Below are 26969 nucleotides of genomic sequence, written 5' to 3' on the forward strand. Positions count from 1 at the left end.
TCGTCCTCATCCTCATAGCCGACGAGGTTGAGCTCCTTCGCCTTGATCTGGTGAAGCCCGCACCAATGGATCAGCGCATCCTCGCGGCCGTGCGTCACCCACACCTCGCGCGGCGCGACCTCGCGCAGAGTCTGGGTCAGCTCGTCCCAGTCGGCGTGGTCGGAGATGATCAAAGGCAGCTCGACGTTGCGCTGGCGGGCGCGCTGGCGGATGCGCATCCAGCCTGAGGCCATTGCGGTGATCGGATCGGGCAGCCGCCGCGACCAGCGGTCGTTGAGCGCTCCGGGCGGACAGAGGATGATCTTGCCCTTGAGCTCGTCCTTGCCGGCGCCGGTCGCGGGGCGCAGGTCGCCCATCTCGACGCCGAGCTCGGCGTAAAGCTCGCACAGCCGCTGCAGCGCGCCGTGGATGTAGATCGGCTCGTGGTGGCCGCGGCGGCGCAGCTCCATGATCACCCTTTGCGCCTTGCCCAGCGCATAGGCGCCGACCAGCACGCAGCGGTCGGGATTGGCGTGGAGGCGGCCGAGCAGGCGGTCGATCTCGCTCGGCGTATCGGGGTGGCGGAACACCGGCAGGCCGAATGTCGCCTCGGTGATGAAGATGTCGCAGGGCACCGGCTCGAACGGCGCGCAGGTCGGATCGGGGCGGCGCTTATAGTCGCCCGAGACGACCACCCGCTCGCCCTTGTGGTCGAGCACGATCTGGGCCGAGCCGAGCACGTGGCCGGCGGGCACGAAGCTGATGTCGACGTCGCCGAGCCTGATCACCTCGCCATAAGCGACCGGCGTTCCCGGCTGCGGGCCGTAGCGGCAGGCCATGATCGCCAGCGTTTCCGGCGTCGCCCACACCTCGCCATGGCCGCCGCGGGCATGATCGGCGTGGCCGTGGGTGACCAACGCCCGCGGCTTGGGCTGGCTCGGATCGACCCAGACGTCGGCCGGCGCTATATAAATGCCTTCGGGAAAAGGCTCGATCCAGGAACCGAGACGGGCCATCGTGAGCTATATGGAGGTATGCGCCGCGCGCGCAAGGCGAGGCGGCGGAGACGAAGCGAAAGGAATGAAGATGGATAGTGGTGGAGCCCTGTGGGCGGTCATGAATATCGTCGGCCCGCTGCTGCTCGTCGTGGTGCTCGCCTGGGCGCTGATGCGCAACCGCAAGTCCAAGCAGGCCGACATCGACCGCACCGAGCGCGCGACCCGCGACCTCTACCGTGAGGAGGAAGCGGCCCGGGCGCGCAGCGAAGACAATGCCCCTTAACCGACCGGCGGGACCAGCCCGAAACGGCGAGAGCGAAACCACCGGCTGAATGGCGGCGCTCCCGACCGTCATTGCCGAATGGTTCGCCGCCAAAGGCTGGAGCCCGCGCCGCCACCAGATCGAGATGCTGGCCGCCGCGCGCGCAGGCCGCAGCGCCTTGCTGGTCGCGCCGACCGGCTCCGGCAAGACGCTCGCCGGCTTCCTCGCCTCGCTTGCCGACCTCGTCGAGCATCCCGCCGAGGGACTGCACACGCTCTACGTCTCGCCGCTCAAGGCGCTCGCGGTCGACGTCCAGCGCAATCTGATCGGCCCGATCGAGGAGATGGACCTTCCGATCCGGGTCGAGACGCGCACCGGCGACACGCCCGCCGACCGCAAGGCGCGCCAGCGCGTCCGCCCGCCGCACATCCTGCTCACGACGCCCGAATCGCTGAGCCTGTTGCTCAGCCACGAGGACAGCTTCCTGTTGTTCGCAGGACTCCGGACATTGGTGGTCGACGAGATCCACGCCTTCGCCACCGGCAAGCGCGGCGACCTGCTCAGCCTCGCGGCGGCGCGGCTGCAGCGGATCGCGCCGGCGATGCGGCGGGTCGGCCTGTCGGCGACGATCGCCGACCCGGAAAGCTTCCAGGGCTGGCTCGCGCCGCACGGCGACAGCGAGATGGTCGACGTGATCATCGGCGATCCCGGTGCCGAGGCCGAGCTTTCGATCCTGCTCCCCGACGACGAGCGTATCCCCTGGTCGGGCCACTCCGGACGCTGGGCGGCGCTGCAGGTGATGAAGGAGATCGAGGCCCACAAGACCAGCCTCATCTTCTGCAACACGCGCAGCCTTGCCGAGCTGATCTTCCAAGACCTGTGGACGGTCAACGAGCAGAATCTGCCGATCGGCATCCACCATGGCTCGCTGTCGATCGAGGCGCGGCGCAAGGTCGAGAAGGCGATCGCCGACGGGCGGCTCCGCGCTTTGGTCTGCACCGCAAGCCTCGACCTCGGCGTCGACTGGGGAGACGTCGACCTCGTCATCCAGATGGGGGCGCCCAAAGGGTCCTCGCGCCTGCTGCAGCGGATTGGCCGCGCCAACCACAGGCTCGACGAGCCGTCGCAGGGCATCGTCGTCCCCGGCAACCGCTTCGAATATCTCGAGGCCCGCGCCGCGCTCGACGCGATCACCGGCGGCGAGCTCGATCCCGACATCTTCCGCCCCGGCGCGCTCGATGTCCTCGCGCAGCATATCATGGCGGCCGCTTGCGCCGCGCCGTTCAATGAGCAGGTGATGCTCGACGAGGTGCGCTCGGCGGCGCCTTATGCGGGGCTCAGCGACGCGCTGTTCGCGCAGATCCTCGCTTATATCGAGAACGGCGGCTACGCGCTTCGCGCCTACGACCGCTTCAAGCGGCTGACCCGCGGCGCCGACGGCAGCTGGCGGGTGTCGCATCCGCGCTTCATCCAGCAGCATCGGATGAACGCCGGGATCATCGTTGACGCCCCTTTGCTCGACGTGCGCTTCCGCAACGGCCGCAAGCTTGGCACCGTCGAGGAGTTCTTCGCCTCGACCCTGAGCAACGGCGACACCTTCTTCTTCGCCGGGCTGGTGCTCGAGGTCGAGAAGATCGAAGGCACCGACCTGTTCGTCCACGCGACCTCGAAATCGGCCCGCATCCCGACTTATGTCGGGGCGCGCATGGCGATGACCACCAACCTCGCCGACCGGGTCCGCCACTTCCTCCACGATCGCAGCCAATGGCCGCGCTTCCCCGACGACGTGCGCGAATGGCTCGAGGTGCAGGATTATCGTTCGGTGCTGCCCCATCCCGACCAATTATTGGTCGAGACGTTCCCGCACGAAAGCCGCCATTATATGGTCGCCTACAGCTTCGAAGGCTGGAACGCGCACCAGTCGCTCGGCATGCTGATCACCCGGCGGATGGAAAGCGCGGGCCTCAAGCCGCTCGGCTTCGTCTCCAACGATTATGCGCTCGCCTGCTACAGCCTCGATCCGGTCGAAGATCCCGCCGCGCTGTTCTCCGGCGATATCCTCGAGAATGAATTCGTCGAATGGGTCCAGGGCTCGAACCTGCTGAAGCGCGCGTTCCGCGAGGTGGCGGTGATTGGCGGGCTGGTCGAGCGCCATCACCCCGGCCGGCGCAAATCGGGCAAGCAGGTCACCTTCTCGACCGACCTCATCTACGACGTGCTCAGGCGCTACGAGCCCGATCATCTGCTGCTGCGCGCCGCCTGGGACGATGCCAAGCAGCGGATGACCGACGTCGGCCGCCTCGCCCGGCTGCTCGACCGCGCCGCCGGGACGATGCTCCATGTCGCGCTCGACCGGGTTTCGCCGATGGCCGTGCCGGTGCTGGTCATGATCGGCCGCGAACGCACCGCCACCGGCACGGTCGACGACCACATCTTGATCGAGGCGGAGTCGTTGGCCGAGATCGCGATGCGGCGGGATTAGCCTGTCGCGTAAAAAGGTAAACTCTTGTAAGCTTTGTGCTTTCCCGGTGGAGGAGCCTGTTTATGCGTATCGCTGTCGCTTGTGTCGCTTTGGCGCTGCTGCCCGCCTGTATCGCCAAGACCGCGGTCGACATCGTCACCTTGCCGGTCAAGGCAGTGGGCGCGGGCGTCGACGCGGTCACGACCAGCGAGGCCGAGGCCGACCGCAAGCGCGGCCGCGAGATGCGCGAGCAGGAGGAGCGCGAGCGCAAGCAGCGCCGCGACTCCTATTGAGCCTTCGCCCGGTGCCGGCGGAGGGTGTGGGGATCAAATTTCGCGTGCCGCGGCTGGATCGCATCGCATCGCCCAATTAAGGGTCGGCGATGCGCTATTTCCTCGATACCGAATTCAACGGCTACGGCGGCGAGCTGATCAGCCTCGCGCTCGTCCCCGAATATGGCGATCAGGAATATTATGCGGTGCTGCCGATCAGCGCCGAGCCGCACGGCTGGGTTCAGCGCAACGTGCTTCCCTATCTCGCCTCGGTGCCGCCCGGCTTCGTCAGCGAGGAGCTGCCGCGCACCGCCGTGGCGCGCCAGGTCGCCCATTATCTCGCGGCGGACAGCGATCCGGTGATCGTCGCCGACTGGCCCGAGGACATCGCCCATTTCTGCAATTTGCTCGTCACTGGGCCCGGCGACATCGCCCCGGTCGGCAGCCTCAAGTTCGAATTCATCAGCAGCCCGGGCTTCAGCACGGCGGAGAACAGCAGGGTGCCGCACAATGCGCTCCACGACGCGCGCGCGTTACGCGACTTCGTGCTCGCGGCGGAAGCCTGAACCAGGAGAAACTATGCGCTTGATATTGGCGGCCGCGCTCGGCCTGATCTTGGCTTCGTCCGCGCAGGCGCAGCCCCAGCCCCTGGCCCAGGCCCAGGCTCAGGCTCAGGCGCAAGCCGGCGCCCCGGCACAGGAGCAGGTGAGCCCGCTCGATCGGCTGGTGCACGAGCAGCTGCTGGTGCTCGACACCCATCTCGACACGCCGGCGCTGCTCCACCGCCCGGGGTGGGACATCGGCGACTATCATCATTACGCCTGGGACGTCAGCCAGGTCGACATCCCGCGCATGGCGCAGGGCGGGCTCGATGGCGGTTTCTTCGTGATCTACACGCGCCAGGGGCCGCTGACCCCGGAAGGCTATGCCGCCGCGCGCAGCGGTGCGCTGGTGCGCGCTGCCGAGATCCAGAGGATGGTCGCCGGCCATCCCGACGTCTTCGCCTTCGCGACCAAGCCCGAGGATGCGGCGCGGATCGCGGCGCAAGGCAAGAGGATCGTCTATCAGAGCATCGAGAACAGCTATCCGCTCGGCACCGACCTCGGCCTGCTCGAAACCTTCCATAGGCTCGGCGTGCGGATGGCCGGGCCGGTCCATTCGAAGAACAACCAGTTCGCCGACAGCGCCACCGATAAGCCGCGTTGGAACGGGCTCAGCCCGCTCGGCCGCGCCTGGGTGGCCGAGATGAACCGGCTCGGCATGCTGATCGATGCCAGCCACGCCTCGGATGCCGCGTTCGATCAGATGCTCGCGCTGTCGAAGGCCCCGATCATCCTGTCGCACTCCGGGCCAAAGGCGATGTTCGATCATCCCCGCAACCTCGACGACGATCGGCTGCGCAAGCTCGCCCGCGCTGGCGGCGTCATGCAGCTCAACAGCCTCTATCTCGAGCCGTTCAACAGTGATCCCGACCGCAACGCGTTGCACGACCGGCAAGAGCAGTTCCAGACCTTGGCGCCCGCCGAGCAGCGCAAGCTGCTGCGCGATGCGGCCGCGCTCGATGCCAAGCGGCCGTACGTCAGCGCCACGTTCGACATGTTCATGAACAGCCTGCTCCACGCGATCAAGGTGATGGGCGTCGACCATGTCGGCATCGGCGCCGATTGGGACGGCGGCGGCGGCGTGCTCGGCATGGAGGATGTCACCACGCTCCCCAGGATCACCGCCCGGCTCCGGCGGGCCGGCTACAGCGAGGGCGACATCGCCAAGATCTGGAGTGGCAATTTGCTGCGCTTGCTCGCCAAGGCCCAGGCCGGGGCGCAGCCGGCGGTGAAGTAACGACCCACTTCGAGGATCCGATTGCACGGACACCTCCGTCACTTTTCTCCTTTCGACCTCTTGAACGTGCCGCCTCGGTTCCTAGATTCCCTGTTACCGGAGGACCTTAAGGTCTCCGGGCGTCTGACGGGGGACGCGTCCTGTTTGGCATTCGGCCCCCGCCCTATGTTGCTCACAGGAGGACATGAGATGAGAACCAACTTCGATTTTTCACCCTATCGCCGCTCGACAGTGGGTTTCGACCGGCTGTTCGATTTCCTTGAGAATGCCCGCGCCGAGCAGGCCGACAATTACCCGCCCTACGACATCGAGAAGGTCAGCGACGATCGCTATCGGATCACGCTCGCAATTGCCGGCTTCAAGCCGGGCGACATCGATATCACCGCCCGGCAGAATTTGCTGGTGATCAGCGGGCGCAAGTCCGAGAATCGCAACAAGGACGGCAATTACGTCCATATGGGAATTGCCACTCGCGCGTTCGAACGGCGCTTCGAGCTTGCCGATTTCGTCCGCGCCGACGGCGCCGATCTGCAGGACGGACTGCTGACGATCGACCTCGTGCGCGAGATCCCGGACGCGATGAAGCCGCGCAAGATCGAGATCGGCAGCGGCGCCACCCAGACGCTCGAAGGCCGCGACGAGCGCGCTGGACAGGCGAGCGCGACGGACCAGCACGAGCAGGCCGAAGCCGAAGCGGCGGCCTGAAGCCGCCACCGAGGCCTAACGAGCCGGCGCCGGACCACCGGCGCCGGCTTTCTTGTCAGCCCGAGAGACGAGTTTGTTCGTCGCCGCGCGCGGCACTTTCGTCGTCCGCGCATCGCCGCCCGTTCAGCGCCGGTTTAGCCGCGATCATCCAACAGCGACTCGATACGAGGCGGTCACCATGAGCAATTGGAAGAAGAAGCTGCAGAACCCGTTCGCACTGGTCGGCCAGGGCTTCCTGGTCGGCGTGTTGTTGTTCTGGGTCACCGCGCCGCGCGACGCTTACGCGTCTCCGGCCGGCGACGCGGCGGTCTCAACGGGGTCGTCCGCGGCCGAATGACCTCGCGCTCGTCCGGCGCTTGAAAGCTGCACGGGCAGGCTAGATTCAATCCCGGTTTGATCAAACCAGGATGAATCCAGCTTTCTTTTGTTTTCCGTGATTTCCGAGTCGTCAGGTGTTTCCACCTGACGTGAAATCACTCTATAGCGGCTTCATGGTTCCCTTTTCGTTCTCGGGGCATGAGCTGATCGCGCTGCCGCAAGGCGCCTTGTTCTGGCCCGCGCGCAGGGCCTTGCTCGTCGCCGATCTGCATCTCGAGAAAGCGAGCTGGTTCGCGCGTCTCGGGCAGATGCTCCCCCCCTATGATTCGATCGCCACGCTCGCCGATCTGACCGCGCTCGTCACGGTGACGCGCGCCGAGGAGATCTGGTGCCTCGGCGACAGCTTCCACGATCGCCACGGCTGCGACCGCCTGCCCCAGCGCGCGCGGACGATGCTGACCGCGCTGACCCAAAGCACGCGCTGGACGTGGATCACCGGCAACCACGATCCCGGCATCGCCGATCATTGCGGCGGCGCGGTCGTCGAGGAAGCCGAGATCGACGGCCTGCTGCTGCGCCACGAAGCCGATCCGATCGAGTCCAAGCCTGAACTTTCGGGACATTTCCACCCCAAGCTGCGCATCAGCCACCGCGGGCGACAGGTGTCGCGGCGCTGCTTCGTCGCAACCGAGCGCAAGCTGATCCTGCCCGCCTTCGGCGCGCTGACCGGCGGCCTCGATGCCGACCACCCGGAGATCGCCCGCGCGGTCGGCGCTCGGGCGCAGGCGTTGGTCCCGCTCTCCGACCGGCTGCTGCGCTTCCCGATCGCCGCCTCAGCGGCCTGAGCCTGACCGCCAGAGCCTGATCGTCTACAGGTGGAAGCGCTCCGCGCCCGGGAAGAAGAAGCCCCTCCACCGCTTACGCGGTCCCCCTCCCCCAGAAATCCGGGGGAGGAATATTCCTCCCCTGCTTTTGCAGGGGAGGGGAACCAGCTGAAAGCTGGTGGAGGGGCCTCTCGGCGAAGGCGCAATCTGGCTCTATCAAAGTGTTGGGCCCGCCAGCGGCTGGTGCAGGAAGCGGTTGAAGTCGCTCCGGACATAATTGCCGAACGCTTCGCCTTCGCTGAAGCCGCGCTTTCGGTAGAGCGCGAGCGCGGGCTCGAACGCGGGCCCGCTGCCGGTCTCGAGGCTGAGGCGCTCGAGGCCCCGCGCCCGCGCCTCGGCGATGATATGCTCGAGCAAAGCGGCCGCGATGCCCTTGCGCAAATATTGCGGGTGGATGCGCATCGACTTGAGCTCGCCGATGTCGGGAAGCTGCCGCAGCGCCGCCATGCCGGCGATGTCCTCGCCGATCCAGGCGGTCCAGACGGTCACCTCGGGCGCCATCAGCCCGGAGGAATCGAGCGCGAAGACATGGCCGGGCGGGGAGAAGGCGTGCATTTCGGCCAAGTGCAGCGCGACCAATCCCCGCGTCGCTTCTCCGGAAAGATCATCCTGGCGAATGACGATCATCGGCGCCTCCATCGCGGCCGAATGCAACAATCAGGCGAGGCTCCGTCAGCCGGCGAGGCGTGCGCGCATCAGGCCCCGGACCGCATTGCCGATGTAGAAGATGCCGTCGAGATCGGCTGGCTTCAACTCCGCCTCTTCGGCGTCGCCCTGCTCGATCAGCTGCGCGCGCAATATGCCCGGCAGGATCGGGCGCGACGCCGGCGGCGTCAGCAAGGTGCCGCCGCGCTCGACGAACAGGCTCGTGAAGCTGCCCTCGGTGAGGAAGCCCTCGCGATCGACGAACAAGGTCTCGAAGCATCCCGACTGCGCGCGCGCCGCATCGTAGAAGGCGCGGTCGCTGGTCTTGTGGCGCAGGCGGAAATCGCTCGCGGGCACCGGCAGATCGACGAGCGCGACCTCGACCGGGCGCGCCGGCGGTTGGGGCAGCGTGCGGCTCTCGATCGCGATCGCGCCGCTGCGCGCCAGCATCAGCCTGATTTTTTTCGCGTCGCGAAAGCGGAAGGTGGCGGCCTGAAGCTCGTTGCGGGCATGATGGCGATCGAACTCGAAGCCCAGCTCTGCGGCGCTCGCCTTCATCCGCTGCAGATGCTGCTCGAGATGCGCGATTCCTTCGTGCGGATCGAACGCCATCGTCTCGATGAGATCGAAGCTGCTCGTCCCGTCGCTCACAAAGCCCCCTTTCGCCAGGCATTCGCGCCACTCCTCGTCGGCGCGGCTGTCCGCGACCACGCCTGAACCGAGACCGAGCGACGCGCAAGTCTCGCCGCTGCGGCCCCCGCCCTCCCGAGGCGCCCCCTCCCCAATCGTGAGCGTCCGGATCGCGACGTTGAACCGCGCCTCGCCGGTCGGCGCGATCCTGCCGATCGACCCGGTATAGACGCCGCGCGGCTGCGCCTCGAGCTCGGCGATCAGCTCCATCGCCCGGATCTTCGGAGCGCCGGTGACCGAGCCGCACGGAAAGATCGCCTCGAGCACGTCGACCGCGCCGCATTCGGGCGCGAGCTGCGCGGTGACCTGCGAGGTCAGCTGGTGGATGGTCGGATAATGTTCGACGGTGAACAGTTCGGGGACCTTGACCGTGCCGGGACGCGAGACCCGCGCCGCGTCGTTGCGCAGCAGATCGACGATCATCAGATTTTCGGCGCGCTGCTTGGCATCCTGCGCGAGGGCGGCGGCGGCGGCGCGATCCTCGTCGGGGTCGGCCCCGCGCGGCGCCGTGCCCTTCATCGGGCGCGCGGTGAGCAGGCCATCCTCGAGCGCGAAGAACAATTCAGGCGAGAAGGACAGCAGCCAATGGCCACCGGTGAAGACGATGCCGCCGTGGCCGGCGCGCGCGCGATCGCGCAGCAGCGCGTAAAGCGCGAGCGGATCGCCGCCGCAATGCACGTCCGTGGCGAAGGTGAGATTGGCCTGGTAGATGTCGCCGTCGGCAATATGCCGCTTCACCCGCGCCACCGCGTCACGATAGGCATCGCCGCCGATCCTCGGGACCGGCGGCGACGCCCAGGCCGCGCCGGCGGCGGGCAAGAGCGCGGCAATTTCTCCGGGCGGGATTTCGGTGCACTGCTCGAACAGCCCGAACCAGAGCAGGGGGGGCGCCGCGGGCGGCGACGGCTCGCGCCACGGCGCCAGCCGATCCTCGAGGCAATAGCCGGCTTCGTAGGACAGCAGGCCCGCGACGTGGAGCCCCGACGCAAGCGCCTCGCGCAGCCGCGCAAGGCTCGGCCGCACCTCGTCGGGATCACAGGTCGCCACCGTGCCGACCGGGTTCCGGTAGAGCAGCGCGGGCCCCGCCCCCGCCTCGCGCGCGTCGTCGAGCAGGACAAAAGGGCTTGAACCGTCGAGCACGGCGGCTGCTTGCCAGCCGCCGCCCGCCTCTTCAAGCCGCGGAAACGACGCCGATGAGCCTAATGGTTGAGCGCCGCCATCATCTGGGCCGGATAGCGCATTCCGGCCGCGACGCCGGGCGGCAGCACGCGATCGATCTCGTCCTTGTCCTGCTGGGTGATCACCACGTCGAGCGCGCCGATATTCTCGTCGAGATAGCGGCGCCGCTTGGTGCCGGGAATGGGCACGAGATCGTCACCCTGCGCCAGCACCCAGGCGAGCGCGAACTGCGCCGGGGTGCAGCCCTTGCGCTCGGCGAGCGCCTTGACGGTGGCGACGACATCGAGGTTGCGCTGGAAATTCTCGTCGCTGAAGCGGGGGTGATTGCGGCGGTTGTCGCCTTCGGGGAAGTCGTCGCGGCTCTTGAACGCGCCGGTGAGGAAGCCGCGCCCGAGCGGGCTGTAGGGAACGAAGCCGATGCCGAGCTCGCGCACCGTCGGCAGGATCTCCTCCTCGGGATCGCGCGTCCACAGCGAATATTCGGTCTGGAGCGCGGTGATCTTGTGGGTGGCGTGCGCGCGCCTGATCGTCGCCGCGCCGGCTTCGCTCATCCCGAGGTAGCGGACCTTACCCTCCGCCACGAGATCGGCCATCGCGCCGATCGTCTCCTCGATCGGCGTGTCGGGATCGACGCGATGCTGGTAATAGAGGTCGATCACCTCGATGCCGAGCCTCTGGAGGCTCTTCTCGCATTGCTGGCGGACATATTCGGGCCGTCCGCTGACCCCGGCGAAGGTGCCGTCCGGCTTGCGGACGTTGCCGAACTTGGTGGCGATGAACACCTTGTCGCGGCGATCGGCGATCGCGCGCCCGACCAGTTCCTCGTTGAGGCCATAGATGTCGGCGGTGTCGAGGAAGTCGATGCCGCGCTCGATCGCATGGTGGATGGTCGCGACCGACTCGTCATCGTCCTGGTTGCCGTAGAATGCGGACATGCCCATGCAGCCGAGGCCGATCGCCGAGACTTCAGGTCCGTTCCGGCCGAGCCGTCTGCGCGCAATCATCTTTTCTCTCCTTCATGTTCGGGCGACGAATATTATTCGCCATGTGCTGCTTTTGGGGCCGATCGGCGCCGCATGACCGCCACGGCTATCGCCGCTTGGACGCCTTCCAGCTTCGGACCGCGGCAAGCGTGTTCTTGACGTGGTCGCGATAGTCAAGATCGCTGTGGGCGTAGATCACCTTGCCGGTCGGCGCGATCACATAGGACGTGCGATTCGAGCGACCAGGCATCAGCGGCAGCTTGACGTCATAGGCCTTGATGACCTTGGGCGATGCGGTCGCGACCGCGAATTTGTTGCGGCACTCCTCGACCGAGAATCGCGCCAATTTGTCGATCGGATCGGCGGACATGCCGATCACGCGCGCGCCGGCTCTGGCGAAATCGTCGCTCGCCTCGGCGAACTCATGCGCCTCGAGCGTGCACCCCTTGGTGAACGCCGCCGGGAAGAAATAGAGCACCACCGGCCCCTTCTTGAGCTCCTCGCGCAAGGTCAAGGTGAACGGCTTGCCGGCGATCGCGCCCTGGGTCCGGAAGTTCGGGGCCGTGGCTCCGACCTTAAGCGCGGCTCCGGCGGCGACCGGCAGGCTGAGCAACGCAAAGGCAGCGGCGATGGCGGTCAGGCGCACGGGCAGACTCCTTATGCCCAGGTTTGGGGGCTTGGCCCCAACCATAAGCGCGTTGCCCGGCTCCGCAACCCTTGGCGGGGCCCGCCACAGCGTGTGCGCCGGAGCTGCCGGTTTGCGCCAATCGGCGTGGCGGTTCAGCTTAAGCTTTTGTTATCCCTCTTTTTAATGGAACGAATCCGTCGCTCCCGCGATAGCAGCATCATGAACATGCCCTCGTCACCTCAGGATCGCACGTCCTTCAAGCTCGCCAAGGCGATCGCGGGCGGCCGTGCCGCACACGCGCGCCCGACCAGCCGCGAACAAGTGCTGATGCGGCTGCTGGCGAAGCGCGCGGCTGCGCACCGCGCCGGGCTGCACAAGCTCGAGCAAGCGCTTCGCGCGCAGATACTCTGGGCGCTCCCTATGCGCCGCGATGAAAATCGGGCAGTGGCGGAGCAGCATGGCCCGGCAGCTCGCAACCATCGGCTATGAAGGCAAGACGCTCGACGAGTTCCTCGCCGAGCTGATGGGGGCGGGCGTCACCTTGCTGGTCGACGTCAGGGCAGTCGCCGCCTCGCGCCGCCCCGGCTTTTCGAAGACGGCGCTCGCCGGCGCGCTCAAGGAGCGCGGCATCGACTATCTCCACCTGCGCGCGCTCGGCACGCCCAAGGAAGGCCGCGAGGCGGCGCGCAACGGCCGCATCGCCGAAATGCACGCGATCTACGAGCAGCAGCTCCAGACGATCGAGGCCCAGCTGGCGCTCGAACAGGCCGATGCGGTCGCACGCGAGCAAAATGTCGCCTTGCTGTGCTTCGAGAAGGACGCCGCCTGCTGCCATCGCGCGCTGATCGCGGAGCGGCTGACGACGAAAAGCGGCTATGTGGTCGTCGATATTTAGCGCTGCCATTACCAGCGACAGGAAAGCCCACCTAGCGCGGCTGGAAGTCGAGATGGAGATAGGCCGGGTCGAACTCGGCAGCCCCCGCAAGCCGCTTCCAATCGTGGATGTCGACGATGCCGTTGCGGAACGTCACCATCTCCTGATCGCGCAGCTGCTTGAGCATTCGATTGACGTGGACCGACGTCAGCCCGGACGCGTCGGCAAGATCCACCTGGGTGAGCGGCAGTGCGAAGCGGCCGCCCTCGCTCAACCCGACCACCTGCAGCCGGATGCACAATTCGCAGATCAGATGCGCGATTCGCGCGAGCGCGGTCCGCCGCCCGACCGAGAGGATCGTCTCGCGCTGGATCGAGGCGTCGAGCATCGTCGAGAACCACAGCATCCGCGCCAGATGCGGATGATCCTCGGTGATGCGCTTCAAATTGTCGTGCGGCACGATGGCGAGCACCGCACGCGAGACGCTCGCGATATTGTGGTCGAGCCGCTTGAGCAGGAAGCCGTGGAGATCGGCGAAATCCCCGGGGACATGCAGCTCCTGGATCTGGCGCTCGCCCGACGACAGATCCTTGTAGCGGCAGATGATGCCCTCGACGAGCAAGGTGCTTTCGTGGATCGGCGCGCCGTGACGGACGAGGACCTTGCCCGCCCGCACCTCGCGCACTTCGCTCACCGCATCGCGGAGGACCTGCTCCTCCTCGGTGCTGATCGTATCGCGCGCGCAGCTTGCGTGCGAGCAGTGCGACGCCGCTGTGGACGAGCGGAGAGGCCTGCGCCTCAGTCGCCATCCGCTGCGCTCGCGCGGTGCCGTCTCGACCGCGACGCGGTCATTTCGAACGAAAGCAGCATGTGGTCGTCACCCGCATCCCCTATCGCCGCGCCGGTATCATCCCGCGCTTGCATCGTTTCCCGAGTGGGACTCGGGTGGACGCGCCCATATCATGATTCCGTCCGCGCGACGAACCGACTTCCAAGCATGCTAGCTTCCGACGATCACGCCGCCGTTGGGGTGGAGCACCTGCCCGGACATGTAGCTGGAATCGTCGCACGCCAAGAACAGGAAGCTCGGAGCAACCTCGTTCGGCTGTCCTGGCCGGCCCATCGGCACCGACTTGCCGAAATCCTTGAGCTTCTCGGGCGAGGCCCCGCCGAACGGGTTTAGCGGAGTCCAGATCGGCCCCGGCGCGACCGCGTTGACCCTTATTCCCTCGCCGACCAGATTTTCGGAGAGCGAGCGGGTGAAGGCGGTGATCGCGCCCTTCGTGGAGGAATAATCGAGCAGTTCCTTTGACCCCTGGTACATCGTCACCGAAGTGCAGTTGATGATCGCCGCGCCGGCCTTGAGGTGCGGCCGCGCCGCCTGGGTCAGGAAGAACATCCCGAAGATGTTGGTCTGGAACGTGCGCTTGAGCTGCTCCTCGGTGATGTCGGTGATCTCCTGGTCGGCATGCTGCTCGCCGGCATTGTTGACGAGGATGTCGAGCCCGCCGAGCTTCTCGACCGACTCGGCCACCAGCCGCTCGCAGAAATCCTTGTCGCCGATGTCGCCGGCGATGGTGATCGCCTTGCGGCCTTCGCTCTCGACGATTGCCTTGGTCTTGGCGGCGTCGTCGTGCTCGCACAGATAGGCGATCGCGATATCGGCGCCTTCGCGCGCATAGAGCGCCGCGACCGCGCGGCCGATGCCGCTGTCGGCGCCGGTGATCAGCGCGACCTTGCCGTTGAGGCGCCCTGACCCCGGGTATCGCGGATGCCAATCCGGCTTCGGCTCGAGCTCGCTTTCGTGGCCCGGCAGCTGATCCTCATGGATCATGTCGATGGTTTCGGTCTCCGCCATCCTGCTCACCTTCCGCTGCAATCGCTCGAGATTTCGTGTCAGGCCTTGCCTGCGCCGGCGCCCTTGCGTCCCAAGGCCTCGACCGCCGACTGATCCTGCTCCTCCGCTTCCGGCGAGCGCTCGACCGGGGTTGGCGGCCCGTCGCGTCCGAGCGTGTCCGAATTGCGCGCGCCGTCGCGCGGGTCGTCGGACATTTCATTCTTCTGATTCTGGGTGAATTGCATCGAATCGTGTCTGTGCTGGCTCTTGCTCATCGCAGCCGTCTCCTTTTCAAGGACAACAACGGTCCGGCATGCCGGTTCCGGCACTACGTTCCGTGCCCTCATGCTTGGGGCAGGCCGTTCGGACAAGCGGGCGGAAGGCCCTAGAGTGATTTCAAGTCAGGTGGAATCACCTGACGACTCGGAAATCACGGAAAACAAAAGGAATTTGACTCAATCTTGGTTCGATGAACCACGATTGAGTCTCGAGTCAGGCGCCGAGCGATTTCGCCGGTTTGGCGTGGGCGCGGCGGGTCGGCACCGTGCGCGGCGCATCGGGCAGCTGGACGTCGGACGGCATCACCTGCTGCGCGATCCTCTGGCCGGCCGGGCGGCATTCGGCGACGACAACGGGATAAGCGGCGTCGATATGCTGCTCGATCGCGGCGGGGGTCGCCGCGGTGCACGCCGCGCGCGTGGAGTAGAGTGCATCGGCCGTCGCGACCTGGCGGCAGGGGGCTTCGGCCTCGCCGCATCCCAGGATCGCAATCACGAACAAAGCCGGGCCCATCACAGTCACTCCCAATTGACATTAGTTAAACAACCGGAGAATCCGGCAGTTCCAGTCGTTTCGCCTCCAGCGATGTACAATCGTGGATTAACTTGGCGCGGGCGATACGCATCACTACGTAGACGAACATGCCCCCTGAAGAGACGAGCGACACGACGCGGCCGGAGGATGGCTGGGGCGCGATCCGGCGATTCCTTCCCTATCTGTGGCCGCGCGGCGAGAAGAAGCTCAAGGCGCGGGTGATCGTTGCGATGGTGCTGGTGTTCATCGCCAAGGCGGCGACCCTGACCATGCCGTTCGCCTACAAGGCGGCGATCGACCGCATGGCTCCGGGGATGGAGCCGGCGGTGGGCCTCGCGATGGCGCTGGTGATCGCTTATGCCGGCGCACGCTTCGCCGGCGTGCTGTTCGACAATCTCCGCAACGCGGTGTTCGAGCGGGTCGGCCAGGATGCGGCGCGGCGGCTGGCGCAGAACGTCTTCCGCCACGTCCACCGGTTGTCGCTGCGCTATCATCTCGAGCGGCGCACCGGCGCGCTGACCAAGATCGTCGAGCGCGGCACCAAGAGCATCGACATGATGCTCTATTTCCTGCTGTTCAACATCGCCCCGACGATCATCGAGCTGACCGCGGCCTGCATCATCTTCGGAGTGAAGTTCGGTCCCGGGCTGGTCGTCGCGACTTTGGTGATGGTCGTGCTCTACATCGCCTTCACGCGCATCGTCACCGATTGGCGCTCGCGCGTGCGGCGCGACATGAATGACCAGGACAATCTCGCCATCGCCCGCGCGGTCGATTCCCTGCTCAATTACGAAACCGTCAAATATTTCAACGCCGAGGAGCGTGAGGCGCGGCGCTACGGCAAGGCGATGAGCGCCTATACCCACAGCGCGGTCAAGAACGAGGTCTCGCTCGCCTGGCTCAACATCGGCCAGTCGCTGATCACCAATGTCATGATGGCCGGCGCGATGGCCTATACGGTGTGGGGCTGGAGCCGCGGCATGTTCACCACCGGCGACGTGGTGCTGGTCAACACCTTGTTCGCCCAGCTCTTCCGGCCGCTCGACATGCTCGGCTGGGTGTATCGCAATATCCGCCAGGGGCTGATCGACATGGAGCAGATGTTCCTGGTGATCGACACACAAGCCGAGGTGATCGACCGCCCGGGCGCGCCCGATCTCGAGGTCACGGCAGGCGCGGTGCGCTTCGAGAACGTCCGCTTCGGCTACGAACCGGACCGCGAGATCCTGAAGGGCATCGACCTCGAGGTTCCTGCCGGAACGATGCTCGCGGTGGTCGGGCCGTCCGGCGCCGGCAAGTCGACCTTGTCGCGCCTCCTGTTCCGCTTCTACGAGCCGACCGGCGGCCGGATCACGATCGACGGCCAGGACATCACCGCCGTCCGGCAGGACAGTTTGCGCCGCGCGATCGGCATCGTTCCGCAGGACAGCGTGCTGTTCAACGACAGCATCGGCTACAATATCGGCTACGGCCGGGACGGCGCGACCCAGGCGGAGATCGAGGATGCCGCCAAGGGCGCGGCAATCCATGGCTTCATCGCCTCCCTTCCCGAAGGCTATGACAGCGAGGTCGGCGAGCGCGGGCTCAAATTGTCGGGCGGCGAGAAGCAGAGGGTGGCGATCGCGCGGACCCTGCTCAAGGACCCGCCGATCCTGATCCTCGACGAGGCGACCAGCGCGCTCGACAGCCGCACAGAGGCCGCGATCCAATCCACGCTGCGCGACGTCGCCGCGCGGCGGACGAGCATCGTCATCGCCCATCGCCTGTCGACGGTGGTCGACGCCGACCAGATCGTCGTGCTCGACGAGGGCCGGGTCGCCGAGCGCGGCACCCACGCGCAATTGCTGCGCAAGGGCGGGCTCTACGCCGAAATGTGGACCCGCCAGCAGAGCGAGCGCGAGCAGGAGGAAGCCGCCGAGGCGGCGGAATAAAGCGGCGCCCCCGAAAAACGACGCAATGGCTTCCGCTTGCGCCTTCTAAGAGTCTAGTTGGGGTGCCGTGACCGACCCGCTCTCCATCCTCCGCACCATCTTCGGCTTCCCCGACTTTCGCGGCGTCCAGCGGCAGGTCGTCGACCGGGTGATGGCAGGCCGCCACACGTTGGCGGTGATGCCGACCGGATCGGGCAAGTCGCTCTGCTACCAGGTGCCGGCGCTCGCGCGGCGGGGCACCGCCCTAGTTATCTCGCCGCTGATCGCGCTGATGCACGACCAGGTGCGCTCGGCCGATGCCTTCGGGATCAAGGCGGCGGCGCTGACCTCGGCGGACGACAATCGCCAGGAAACCTTGGCGCGGCTCAAGCGCGGCGAGTTGGACCTGCTCTATGCCGCGCCCGAACGCGCCTCGGGCGAGGCCTTCCGCCAGCTGCTCGCCGGGATTCCGCTGGCGCTGATCGCGATCGATGAGGCGCATTGCGTCTCGGAATGGGGCCATGATTTCCGCCCCGACTACCGCCTGCTGCGGCCGTTGCTCGACGCCTTCCCCACCGTCCCGCGGCTTGCGCTGACCGCGACCGCCGACCGCCAGACCCGCGCCGACGTGCTCCACCAGCTCGGGATCCCGGACGACGGCCTAATCCTCGCCGGCTTCGACCGCCCCAACATCCGCTATCACGTCCGGCCGCGCGACGGGCTTGCCGGGCAGCTCAAGACCTTGCTTGCGGCGCAGCCGGGCCCCGGCATCGTCTATGCGCCGAGCCGCGCCGCGACCGAGACGATCGCGGCGCAGATCGCAGCCACCGGGCGGCCGGCGCTTGCCTATCATGCCGGCCTCGAGGCCCGCGTCCGCGCCGCCAACCAGGCCGCGTTCGTCGACAGCGAGACCATGGTGATGGCGGCAACGGTCGCGTTCGGCATGGGCATCGACAAGCCCGACGTCCGCTTCGTCGCCCACGCCGGCCTGCCCAAGTCGATCGAGGGCTATTATCAGGAGACCGGCCGCGCCGGCCGCGACGGCGATCCGGCCGAGGCGTGGCTGTTCTGGGGCGGCGACGATTTCGCGCGCGCCCGCCGCCGGATCGAACTCGAGGTCGCCGAAGACCGCCGCGCCGGCGAGCGCCAGCGGCTCAACGCTTTGGGCGCGTTCGTCGAGACCGGGACGTGCCGGCGCGCATTGCTGCTGCGCCATTTCGACGAGGAAACGCCTCCGCGCTGCGGCAATTGCGACAATTGCCTCGATCCGCCGGCCACGGTCGACGCCACCGAAGTCGCGCGCAAATTGCTCTCGGCCGCCTTCCGCACCGAGATGCGCTTCGGGATCGGCCATCTCACCGACGTGCTCGCCGGCCGCGAGACCGACAAGATCCAGAACTTCGGCCACCATCGCCTGTCGGTGTTCGGCATCGCCGACGCCGACGATCTCGCCCTGATCAAGCCGGTCGCGCGCGCCCTGCTCGCGCACGACGCCCTCCGCGCCGACGAATATGGCGGGCTTTCGTTCGGGCCGGGCGCGCGCGCGATCCTGCGCGGCGAGGAAAAGCTCGAGCTGGTGCTGCCCCCCAAGAAGCAGCGCCGCAGCCGCCGCACGCGCGGCGAGGGGGCGGACGATTATGCCCACGATCCCTTGTTCGAGGCGTTGCGCGCCTGCCGCCGCGATCTCGCAAAGGAGGCGGGGGTGCCGCCCTATGTCGTGTTCCACGACAGCACATTGCGCGAGATGGTGGAGCTCAAGCCTGCCAGCCTCGCCGCGCTCGGCCGCATCTCAGGCGTCGGCGCGGCCAAGTTGGAACGCTATGGCGAGGCGTTTATCGACGTGATCGGCAATTTTGAGGGAGTGAGCCATGTTCCGGCAGATTGACGAGCGCATGCTGGTGTCCGGCCAGATCCAACCCGGGGATGTCCAGGCGGCCGCCGACGCCGGCGTGACGATGATCGTCAACAATCGCCCGGACGGCGAGCAGCCCGGCCAGCCGGCTGGCGCGGAGATCGAGGCCGCCGCCCGCGCGGCCGGGCTCGATTATCGTCACATCCCGGTCGCCGGCGGCCTCTCGCCCGACCTGGTCGAGGCGATGGGCGAAGCGCTCGACACGGCCGACGGCAAGGTGCTCGGCTTCTGCGCCGCCGGCACGCGCTCGACCTACCTGTGGGCGCTCGCGCGCCTCAAGGCCGGCGACGACGTCGAGGAGATCATCGGCAAAGCGGGAGGCGCCGGATACGATTTGTCGGCGTTGAGGAACTACAGGGCGTCGTAGATCCTCACCGGGTTGTGGCGACTAAAGCCTCAAGCCGAAGCGTGGCGCGACCAACGTCATCGCGGCGTAGAGCGAGAGGGTGAGGACACATCCGGCAATCAGCGCGCTCCAGAACCCGACCCCCTGACGGAGAAGGAGCGGGATAAGCAGGAACATCGGCAGCGACGGCAGCACGAACCAGAACGTCGCCTCGGCGTGCGCGGCCATATTCTGCGGGTCGGGACGGTCGTGCCAGAGCCACATCATTCCAAGGACCGAGATGAGCGGTAGCGACGCGATGAGCGCCCCTATTCCCGGATAGCGTTTTGCCACTTCAGAAATGACGGCGATGAGGATGCCCGACAGCGCCGCCTTGAGTGCGAGGTACCACATTCGAGCAGTTTGCCGACTGACGGGTCTCCCCGCAATGCTGGTCCGCCCCGACGAATCCGATTGAAGGATCAGATTGCGCCCTTTCCCTCCAGCAGCCGCAGCGCCGCTTGCTTGTCGCCTTCTTCGACCATCAGCCGAAAACCAGTCACCACCGCAGCAGGGAGCGTCGCGGCGTCGAACAGCATTGTCTCGATGCCTTCCGATTCGAGCCACGACGCGGCCAGCTCGGCCTCGATCTGGCTGTAGAAGCGGTGAAGCTCGACCAGCGCCATCAGAAGGGCGCGATGCTCGCGTCCTGCTCGCCGGGCCGCGGGGCCCGGCCGAGCATCGCGTTGCGGTGCGGGAAGCGCCCGTAGCGGGCGATCAGATCGTGGTGGAGGCGGGCGTGGCGCAGCATCTCGGCATCGCCAAGCGCGGTGAACAGCAGAAGCGAGCGCTGCTGATCCTCGAGCCGCTCGCTATGCTCGAACGGCATGTAGAGGAAGGCGGGCTGCTGCGGCGGCAGATCCTCGTCATAGCCGCGATCGACCGCCGCCGAGGCGATGCCAAGCGCAAGATGGTCGGTCGCGAAGCTCTCGGCATGATCGCGGAACATGTTGCGCGGCAGCTGGTCGAACAGGATCACCGCGGCGAGCGCCGCCTTCGGCGAGCCGAGGAAATCGGCGGGCAGCCGCTGCCTTTGCTCCTTCCACAACGGCAGGAAACGCTCGCGGACCTGCTCGTCGAAGGCCGCATCGCTATCCCACCAGCTTTCGCTCGGCAGCGCGAACCAGAAGTCGATGACCTCGTCGATCCAGGCGGGCTCGGTCAGGCGGCGGTCCCGCCGACGGTCAGGCCCTCGACCAGCAAGGTCGGCTGGCCGACGCCGGCCGGCACCGATTGGCCGCCCTTGCCGCAGATCCCGACGCCCTCGTCGAGCGCCATGTCGTTGCCGATCGCAGCGACCTTGGTGAGCACGGTCGGGCCGTCGCCGATCAGGGTCGCGCCCTTGAGCGGCGCGCCGAGCCTGCCGTTCTCGATCCTGTACGCCTCGGTGCAGGAGAAGACGAACTTGCCGTTGGTGATGTCGACCTGGCCGCCGCCGAAGCTCTTGGCGTAGATGCCGTTCTTCACCCGCGCCAATATCTCGCCCGGCTCTTCCTTGCCGCCCAGCATGAAGGTGTTGGTCATGCGCGGCATCGGCGCATGCGCGAAGCTTTCGCGGCGGCCGTTGCCGGTCGGCTCGACCCCCATCAGCCGGGCGTTGAGCCGGTCCTGGAGATAGGATTTGAGGATGCCGTCCTCGATCAGCACGTTGGCCTGGGTCGGCGTGCCTTCGTCGTCGATCGACAGCGAGCCGCGGCGTCCGCCGATCGATCCGTCGTCGACCACGGTCACGCCCGGAGCGGCGACCCGCTCGCCGATCAGCCCGGAGAAAGCCGACGTGCCCTTGCGGTTGAAATCGCCCTCGAGGCCGTGGCCGATCGCCTCGTGCAGCAGCACGCCGGGCCAACCGGGACCAAGCACGACATTCATCTCGCCGGCCGGAGCGGCAACCGAGTCCAAATTGACCAACGCCTGCGCCAGCGCGATGTCGAGCGCGCGGTTCCAGGTCGCCTCCTCGAACAGATCGTCATAGAGCCTGCGCCCGCCCATGCCGTGATAGCCGCTCTCGCGCCGGCCATTCTGCTCGACGACGATCTGGATGTTGAGCCGCACCAGCGGCCTGACGTCATGGGCGACGAAACCGTCGGCGCGGACGATGTCGATCACGCTCCACGATCCGGCGAGCGACACCGACACCTGCTTGACCCGCGGATCGCGCGCGCGCGCCGCCGCATCGATGCGCTGGCACAGCTCGACCTTGCGCGCGAACGGCACCAGGCTGAGCGGATCCATGTCGGTGTAGAGCGTCGCGTTGGTGCGGCGCGGCGGCGCGGCCGGCGGCGACTTCGTCGGATCGAGGACCGCCATCGTCTCGGCAGCGCGGCGGATCGCCGCCTCGCTCAGCTCATTGGCATGGGCAAAGGCGGTGGTCTCGCCCGAGACGCCGCGCAGCCCGAAGCCGGCATGGGTGTTGAAGTCGGCGGTCTTGAGCCGGCCATCGTCGAAGCTGAAGCTCTCCGAGGCGGTATATTGGAGATAGAGCTCGCCGTCGTCGCATTGCGCGAGCGCTTCGGCGGTGAGGCGCTTGGCGGCTTCGGGATCGAGGCCATCGTTGCGGTAGAGGAAGCGGCGGGGATCGGCGATGCTGGTCATAGCCACGATATAGAGCGCCCGCGGCGGTTATCCATCCTCGACAGGCGAAAACCGGCTTTATTCAGGGCGCCCTGTTCAGGCTTGGGCGCGATCGCTCGGCACGTCGGCCGGGCCGCCCTTGAGGATGAAGCGGCGATCGCAATAGCCGCAGTCGACATAGCCCTTGTCGTCGATCTGCATGTAGACTCGCGGGTGGCCTAGCGCCGGATGGGTTTCGGACGCGCCGTCGCAGGCGACGCGCGGCGTTGCGACATAGGAGATTTCGGGAACGAACGGATCCATGGCGGCGGCCTTAGCAACGGCCGCGGAGGCAGGCAACGTGCTGGTCGAGGAGCCGGAGGCCGGAAGGCTCAGGCGATGACGGGACCGTTGATGGCGACCAGCGCGAGGAACGCCGCGCCGATCGCCGAAAGCAACAGTGCCCGTCTCGACAGCGATACAAGGTGCAAAGAACGGTGCATGGCGGCGAGCCTAAGCGCAAAGCGTGAACGAGAGTTTAGCGCCGAAGGTAAATGGCGCGGCGATCAAGGCTGGCGGAGCCCGCCCATTGCGCGGAACGGAACACGAAAATGGCTTTCCACGCCTCGCGCTTTGCGGACGCCGCGCAAGCGGCTATGCGCTCCACATGCCCGACACCAATGCCGCCATCTCGATCCGCAATCTCGAAAAGACCTATGCCGGCGGCAAACGCGCGCTCGAGGGGGTGAGCATGGATGTCCCGCGCGGCCAGATCTTCGGCCTGCTTGGGCCCAACGGCGCAGGCAAGTCGACGATGATCAACATCCTCGCGGGCCTCGTCAACAAGACCGGGGGCAGCGCGTCGATCTGGGGCTTCGACATCGACCAGCACCCGCGCAACGCCAAGGTCTCGATCGGCATCGTCCCGCAGGAAATCCTCTTCGATCCGTTCTTCACCCCGTTCGAGACGCTCGAGATCCAGGCCGGCCTCTACGGCGTTCCCAAGGCGCAGCGGCGGACCGGCGAGCTGCTGCGCGCGGTGCACCTCGAGGACAAGGCCAACGCTTATTCGCGCACCTTGTCGGGCGGGATGAAGCGGCGGCTGCTGGTCGCCAAGGCGATGGTCCATTCGCCGCCGATCCTGGTGCTCGACGAGCCGACGGCGGGTGTCGACATCGAGCTTCGCCAGCAGCTCTGGAAATATGTGCGCAGCCTCAACGCCGAGGGCGTGACGGTCGTCCTCACCACCCATTACCTCGAGGAAGCCGAGCAATTGTGCGATCGCATCGCGATCATCAATCACGGCCGCGTGATCGCCAATGAAGAGACCCGCACCCTGCTCGGCATGGCGCAGGAGAAAGCGGTCGAGGTCGTCGTCGACCGCGACCTCAACGGCGCTCCGCAGGCCTCGTGCTTCGACAAGATCGAGATAGTCGCCGAGCGCACGCTCGCGATCACCTATCGCAAGGACAGGGTGAATGCCGGCGAGGTGCTCGATGCCCTCCAGAAGGAAGGTTATGGCATCGTCGACGTCTCGACCCGCGAGGCCGATCTCGAGGATGTGTTCCTCAACCTCACCCGCGCCTCCGACGCCTCGAATGCGGCCGCCGCCGCAGCGGCAGCGGGCTGAGCCATGCCGGGGGGCGTCGCAGCACGGACCGGGCCGGCCCGCGGCACAATGCGCCGGATGAAGGCCCCGTCCGATCGAATGCGCTCACGCCATGGCTAATCGCGCGTTCGACGTCGTCATCATCGGCTCTGGCGCGGCCGGGCTCAGCGCCGCGCTGGAGCTGCCCTCGCACCTCAAGGTAGCGGTGCTCGCCAAGGGCGACATCTCGGCCGGATCGACCGCATGGGCGCAGGGCGGGATAGCGGCGGTGCTCGATGTCGGCGACACGTTCGAAAGCCATATCGAGGACACGATCGTCGCCGGCGCGGGGCTCAACGCCCGCCGCACGGTCGAATATGTCGTCGAGAATGCGCCGGCCGCGATCGAGCGGCTTGCCGAGCTCGGCGTCCCGTTCAATCCGGGGGAATCGGAGCGCTGGCACCTCACCCAGGAAGGTGGGCACAGCCACCGCCGGATCGTCCATGTCGCCGACGCGACCGGACGCGCGGTCCAGCTGGCGCTCGAGCAGGCGGCCGCCGCACACGGCAATATCACGCTCATCCCGCACATGGTCGCGATCGATCTTGTCACCGGGCGCCATCGCCAGAGCGGCAGCGCCAGCAGCACCGGGAGCGAGCGCAACGTCTGGGGCGTCTATGCGGTCGATGCGAAAACGGGCCGGGTCTCGCTGTTCACCAGCCGCGCGACGATCCTCGCCACCGGCGGCGCGAGCCGCGCCTGGCTCTATTCGACCAACCCGCGCGGCTCGACCGGCGACGGCATCGCGATGGCCTGGCGCGCCGGCTGCCGCGTGTCGAACATGGAATTCAACCAATTCCACCCGACCTGTCTCTACAACCATGACGTCAAGAATTTCCTGATCACCGAGGCGATGCGCGGCGAGGGCGGGCAGCTCAAGCTGCCAGGCAGCGGCCATCGCTTCATGCCGGAGTTCGACGAGCGCGCCGAGCTCGCGCCGCGCGACATCGTCGCCCGCGCGATCGACCACGAGCTCAAGCGGCTCGGGCTCGATTTCGTCCATCTCGACATCAGCCACCGCGATCCCGAGTTCGTGCGCGAGCATTTCCCGACCATCCACGCGCGGCTGCTCGAGCTCGGCATCGACATCACGCGGCAACCGATCCCGGTCGTGCCCGCCTCGCACTATACGTGCGGCGGGGTGATGGTGGATCTCGACGGGCGCACCGATCTCGACGGCCTCTACGCCGCCGGCGAGGTGACCCAGTCGGGGCTGCACGGCGCCAACCGGCTGGCGTCCAACTCGGTGCTCGAATGCCTGGTGTTCGGGCTCGCCGCCGCGCGCCACATCGGGCGCAATTGGGAGGCGCTGCCGCCGCCGCCGGCGATCCGGCCGTGGGACGAAAGCCGGGTCACCGATTCGGACGAGGAGGTCATCGTCCACCATAATTGGCGCGAGATCCGCCGCTTCATGTGGGATTATGTCGGCATCGTGCGCACCACCAAAAGGCTCGAGCGCGCGCTCCACCGGGTCAAGCTGCTGCGCGACGAGACCGAGGAATATTACGGCAATTTCCGAGTGACGCCCGATCTCGTCGAGCTGCGCAACCTGGTCGAAGTCTCGGAGCTGATCGTCCGCTGCGCGCTGGCGCGCAAGGAAAGCCGCGGCCTCCATTACACGCTCGACTATCCGGACCTGCTGCCGCAGGCGGTCGACACGATCCTCGATCCGGCCACCGCTTAATTCGGGGACACAATACTTAATTCGGAGCCGCGTCGCGTGGCTTGCGACCCGGTTTCCGCCGGGCCAAGCTGCGCCCCGTCTCCCGCTCGAGCCGAGTGAGGAAAGCGGCATTGCCCCACGGCCTGCCGGTGCGTTGAGCGGCCTCGATCGCTGCCTCCGCTTCGGGGGAGAGATCGCCTGCTTCCAGGCCCGATTGCAGCATCGCCCGCCAGTTCGGATGGACCCCGGCGAGCGCCGCGAGGTCGGTCAGGCCATCGGAGCTGCCGTCGACATGCGCCCGCGCCGACGACCACGGCCATTCTTCCGCGCGCGCCACAAGCCCGGCGCGAACCGGATTGAGCTCCACATAGCGTAGCGCGACCATCAAATGCGCCTCGTCCATCGGATAGGAGGCGAAGCGGCCTTGGAACAGATAGCCGGTCCAGCCCTTGGCGAGATTGATGCGACGCGCATAGCGCCGGTGGGCTTCGGCGAGCGCGGCGCGAAGCGCATCCGGCGACGGCGGCGTCAAGATCAGGTGGACGTGGTTGGGCATAAGGCACCAGGCGAGACAGCGCACGCCTTGCCGTTCGCACGCTTCGCGCACCAAACCCCGATACGTGGAATAATCCTGCGGGCCGAAGAACACCTCCTGGCCGCGGTTGCCACGCTGGGTGACATGATGCGGAACATCAGGGACGACGATGCGGGCCAAGCGAGCCATGCCCGAAAGGTGATCACACCCCATGACTCGAGTCAATTAAGTGTTGTGTCCCCGTATTAGCGGAGAAACTCGGCGAAAAGGGCGCGGAAGCGTTTGGGCTGGTCGGCCATGATCATGTGGCCGCTGTTGTCGACCCGTATCAGCCTGGCGCCCGGCCTCGTGCGATAGGAAGCGGCGTAGAGCCGATCCAACGGCGCCCGGCGCTGCGGATCGAGCGAGGCATAGACCACCGTCAGGGGAGCGCGGATCTTCGCAAGCTCGGGCCGCAGATCGGTGACGGCAAGCTCGTGCGTCGCGCGCGCCACCACGTCGGGATCGCTGCGCGCGCTCGCCGCGCTACCGTCGCCGAACATGCCGATCAGCGAAGCGACGAGCTCGCGCCCGCCCGGCGCGGCGGCAAGGCCGCCAAGGCTGTCGGCGAGCCCGCGCACGCCCTCGGCGGTCGAGCCGAATAAGGCGGAGGGCTGCGGCAGCATGTCGACGACCATCACATTGCCGGCGAGCGCGGGATGGCGCGCAGCGACCATCATCGCGATCGTGCCGCCCATCGAATGGCCGACCAGCGCCGGCCGGCGCAGGCGGTCGGCGGCGATGTAGCGCGCGAGCTCGGCAGCCGTGGCCGCAGCGACCCGGCCGCTGGCATTGCCGCGTGCCGGCGCGCCGGCGAAGCCGGAGAGCTGGACGAGATGGTAGCGATAGCCGGGAACGCCGGCGACGACCCCCTTCCACACCGCGCGCGACGCGGTCAGCCCCGGGATCAGGATGACGTCCGGCCCGGTCCCCTGCACGACCACCGAGAAGCGGCTGGGC

At 67.1% G+C, this 26969-nt stretch carries 31 protein-coding genes; 15 read left to right on the top strand and 16 right to left on the bottom strand.

The window, feature by feature from the left end; all coding sequences use genetic code 11:
* Positions 1-995: ligase-associated DNA damage response exonuclease (locus V6M48_RS02205; protein WP_332810889.1), on the bottom strand; the 995-nt coding region annotated here is incomplete at its 3' end.
* Between the two features lie 70 nt (positions 996-1065).
* Here V6M48_RS02205 and V6M48_RS02210 point away from each other — a divergent pair.
* From V6M48_RS02210 to pdeM, 8 genes are all read left to right on the top strand, one after another.
* Positions 1066-1260 carry a hypothetical protein gene (locus V6M48_RS02210; protein WP_332810890.1) on the top strand — a complete coding sequence of 65 codons (195 nt, stop codon included), beginning with the start codon at positions 1066-1068 and terminating at the stop codon, positions 1258-1260.
* 49 nt (positions 1261-1309) lie between these two features.
* Complete coding sequence (locus tag V6M48_RS02215; protein ID WP_332810891.1) at positions 1310-3721, top strand: ligase-associated DNA damage response DEXH box helicase; 2412 nt, start codon at positions 1310-1312, stop codon at positions 3719-3721.
* Between the two features lie 62 nt (positions 3722-3783).
* Positions 3784-3993, top strand: a complete 210-nt coding sequence (locus V6M48_RS02220; protein ID WP_332810892.1) for a hypothetical protein — start codon at positions 3784-3786, stop codon at positions 3991-3993.
* 89 nt (positions 3994-4082) lie between these two features.
* On the top strand, positions 4083-4538 hold the full coding sequence (locus tag V6M48_RS02225; RefSeq protein ID WP_332810893.1) for a hypothetical protein: 456 nt from the start codon (positions 4083-4085) through the stop codon (positions 4536-4538).
* A gap of 13 nt (positions 4539-4551) precedes the next feature.
* Complete coding sequence (locus tag V6M48_RS02230) at positions 4552-5811, top strand: dipeptidase (protein ID WP_332810894.1); 1260 nt, start codon at positions 4552-4554, stop codon at positions 5809-5811.
* A gap of 189 nt (positions 5812-6000) precedes the next feature.
* Entirely contained in the window at positions 6001-6516 is a 516-nt protein-coding gene (locus V6M48_RS02235; protein WP_332810895.1) for an Hsp20 family protein, read from the top strand.
* A gap of 178 nt (positions 6517-6694) precedes the next feature.
* Complete coding sequence (locus V6M48_RS02240) at positions 6695-6853, top strand: hypothetical protein (protein WP_332810896.1); 159 nt, start codon at positions 6695-6697, stop codon at positions 6851-6853.
* A 154-nt stretch (positions 6854-7007) separates the two neighbouring features.
* Positions 7008-7679 (top strand): ligase-associated DNA damage response endonuclease PdeM, encoded by a 672-nt coding sequence (pdeM, locus tag V6M48_RS02245; RefSeq protein WP_332810897.1) that lies wholly within the window; start codon positions 7008-7010, stop codon positions 7677-7679.
* Positions 7680-7874: 195 nt separating this feature from the next.
* Here the strand turns inward: pdeM and V6M48_RS02250 are convergent, their stop codons facing one another.
* The 4 genes from V6M48_RS02250 to V6M48_RS02265 all read right to left on the bottom strand — a co-directional run bounded on the left by V6M48_RS02250 (position 7875) and on the right by V6M48_RS02265 (position 11906).
* On the bottom strand, positions 7875-8345 hold the full coding sequence (locus V6M48_RS02250; RefSeq protein ID WP_332810898.1) for a GNAT family N-acetyltransferase: 471 nt from the start codon (positions 8343-8345) through the stop codon (positions 7875-7877).
* A gap of 45 nt (positions 8346-8390) precedes the next feature.
* Positions 8391-10193, bottom strand: coding sequence for an aminodeoxychorismate synthase component I (gene pabB / locus V6M48_RS02255; RefSeq protein WP_332810899.1), 1803 nt, complete (start codon positions 10191-10193; stop codon positions 8391-8393).
* A 59-nt stretch (positions 10194-10252) separates the two neighbouring features.
* Positions 10253-11236 (bottom strand): aldo/keto reductase, encoded by a 984-nt coding sequence (locus V6M48_RS02260; RefSeq protein ID WP_443019030.1) that lies wholly within the window; start codon positions 11234-11236, stop codon positions 10253-10255.
* An 85-nt stretch (positions 11237-11321) separates the two neighbouring features.
* Positions 11322-11906, bottom strand: a complete 585-nt coding sequence (locus tag V6M48_RS02265; RefSeq protein WP_332810900.1) for a peroxiredoxin — start codon at positions 11904-11906, stop codon at positions 11322-11324.
* An 81-nt stretch (positions 11907-11987) separates the two neighbouring features.
* Here V6M48_RS02265 and V6M48_RS02270 point away from each other — a divergent pair, with 81 nt between their 5' ends.
* Together V6M48_RS02270 and V6M48_RS02275 are read left to right on the top strand one after the other, a co-directional pair.
* Positions 11988-12332: a hypothetical protein gene (locus tag V6M48_RS02270; protein ID WP_332810901.1), complete on the top strand. Its 345-nt coding sequence runs from the start codon at positions 11988-11990 to the stop codon at positions 12330-12332.
* Positions 12301-12738, top strand: coding sequence for a DUF488 domain-containing protein (locus V6M48_RS02275; RefSeq protein ID WP_332810902.1), 438 nt, complete (start codon positions 12301-12303; stop codon positions 12736-12738). The genes V6M48_RS02270 and V6M48_RS02275 overlap by 32 nt, the downstream gene beginning before the upstream one ends.
* 31 nt (positions 12739-12769) lie before the next feature.
* On the opposite strand, the gene V6M48_RS02280 is transcribed toward V6M48_RS02275, so the two are convergent.
* The 4 genes from V6M48_RS02280 to V6M48_RS02295 form a co-directional block, all read right to left on the bottom strand.
* Positions 12770-13411 carry a Crp/Fnr family transcriptional regulator gene (locus V6M48_RS02280; RefSeq protein ID WP_332810903.1) on the bottom strand — a complete coding sequence of 214 codons (642 nt, stop codon included), beginning with the start codon at positions 13409-13411 and terminating at the stop codon, positions 12770-12772.
* Positions 13412-13717: 306 nt separating this feature from the next.
* Complete coding sequence (locus V6M48_RS02285) at positions 13718-14575, bottom strand: SDR family oxidoreductase (RefSeq protein WP_332810904.1); 858 nt, start codon at positions 14573-14575, stop codon at positions 13718-13720.
* 38 nt (positions 14576-14613) lie between these two features.
* Positions 14614-14829 carry a hypothetical protein gene (locus tag V6M48_RS02290; RefSeq protein ID WP_332810905.1) on the bottom strand — a complete coding sequence of 72 codons (216 nt, stop codon included), beginning with the start codon at positions 14827-14829 and terminating at the stop codon, positions 14614-14616.
* Between the two features lie 217 nt (positions 14830-15046).
* Positions 15047-15346 carry a hypothetical protein gene (locus V6M48_RS02295; protein ID WP_332810906.1) on the bottom strand — a complete coding sequence of 100 codons (300 nt, stop codon included), beginning with the start codon at positions 15344-15346 and terminating at the stop codon, positions 15047-15049.
* A 128-nt stretch (positions 15347-15474) separates the two neighbouring features.
* Here V6M48_RS02295 and V6M48_RS02300 point away from each other — a divergent pair, with 128 nt between their 5' ends.
* The 3 genes from V6M48_RS02300 (at position 15475) to V6M48_RS02310 (ending at position 19556) form a co-directional block, all read left to right on the top strand.
* Entirely contained in the window at positions 15475-17298 is a 1824-nt protein-coding gene (locus V6M48_RS02300) for an ABCB family ABC transporter ATP-binding protein/permease (RefSeq protein ID WP_332810907.1), read from the top strand.
* A gap of 67 nt (positions 17299-17365) precedes the next feature.
* Positions 17366-19162: a DNA helicase RecQ gene (gene recQ / locus V6M48_RS02305; protein ID WP_332810908.1), complete on the top strand. Its 1797-nt coding sequence runs from the start codon at positions 17366-17368 to the stop codon at positions 19160-19162.
* Positions 19146-19556: a TIGR01244 family sulfur transferase gene (locus V6M48_RS02310; protein WP_332810909.1), complete on the top strand. Its 411-nt coding sequence runs from the start codon at positions 19146-19148 to the stop codon at positions 19554-19556. Before recQ ends, V6M48_RS02310 begins: the two co-directional genes overlap by 17 nt.
* A 21-nt stretch (positions 19557-19577) precedes the next feature.
* Here V6M48_RS02310 and V6M48_RS02315 read toward each other — a convergent pair whose 3' ends face one another.
* The 5 genes from V6M48_RS02315 to V6M48_RS02335 all read right to left on the bottom strand — a co-directional run bounded on the left by V6M48_RS02315 (position 19578) and on the right by V6M48_RS02335 (position 22448).
* Positions 19578-19928, bottom strand: a complete 351-nt coding sequence (locus V6M48_RS02315; RefSeq protein ID WP_332810910.1) for a DUF3147 family protein — start codon at positions 19926-19928, stop codon at positions 19578-19580.
* A gap of 68 nt (positions 19929-19996) precedes the next feature.
* On the bottom strand, positions 19997-20200 hold the full coding sequence (locus tag V6M48_RS02320) for a putative signal transducing protein (RefSeq protein ID WP_332810911.1): 204 nt from the start codon (positions 20198-20200) through the stop codon (positions 19997-19999).
* Positions 20200-20826 carry a DUF924 family protein gene (locus V6M48_RS02325; protein WP_332810918.1) on the bottom strand — a complete coding sequence of 209 codons (627 nt, stop codon included), beginning with the start codon at positions 20824-20826 and terminating at the stop codon, positions 20200-20202. Before V6M48_RS02325 ends, V6M48_RS02320 begins: the two co-directional genes overlap by 1 nt.
* Complete coding sequence (gene tldD / locus V6M48_RS02330) at positions 20736-22166, bottom strand: metalloprotease TldD (protein ID WP_332810919.1); 1431 nt, start codon at positions 22164-22166, stop codon at positions 20736-20738. The genes V6M48_RS02325 and tldD overlap by 91 nt, the downstream gene beginning before the upstream one ends.
* 75 nt (positions 22167-22241) lie before the next feature.
* Positions 22242-22448 (bottom strand): zinc-finger domain-containing protein, encoded by a 207-nt coding sequence (locus V6M48_RS02335; RefSeq protein WP_332810912.1) that lies wholly within the window; start codon positions 22446-22448, stop codon positions 22242-22244.
* A gap of 343 nt (positions 22449-22791) precedes the next feature.
* Between V6M48_RS02335 and V6M48_RS02340 the strand changes: the two genes are divergently transcribed.
* Both V6M48_RS02340 and nadB read left to right on the top strand, forming a co-directional pair.
* Positions 22792-23754 (top strand): ABC transporter ATP-binding protein, encoded by a 963-nt coding sequence (locus tag V6M48_RS02340; protein ID WP_332810913.1) that lies wholly within the window; start codon positions 22792-22794, stop codon positions 23752-23754.
* Between the two features lie 91 nt (positions 23755-23845).
* The gene (gene nadB, locus V6M48_RS02345; protein WP_332810914.1) at positions 23846-25456 is read left to right on the top strand and encodes an L-aspartate oxidase; all 1611 of its coding nucleotides are present in this window, start codon (positions 23846-23848) and stop codon (positions 25454-25456) included.
* 16 nt (positions 25457-25472) lie between these two features.
* Here nadB and V6M48_RS02350 read toward each other — a convergent pair whose 3' ends face one another.
* Positions 25473-26159 carry a transposase gene (locus V6M48_RS02350; protein ID WP_332810915.1) on the bottom strand — a complete coding sequence of 229 codons (687 nt, stop codon included), beginning with the start codon at positions 26157-26159 and terminating at the stop codon, positions 25473-25475.
* Positions 26160-26215: 56 nt separating this feature from the next.
* The coding region (locus tag V6M48_RS02355; protein ID WP_332810916.1) for an alpha/beta fold hydrolase at positions 26216-26969 on the bottom strand (754 nt) is incomplete at its 5' end.

Source organism: Sphingomonas sp. (assembly GCF_036677245.1).
GTDB lineage: Bacteria > Pseudomonadota > Alphaproteobacteria > Sphingomonadales > Sphingomonadaceae > Allosphingosinicella.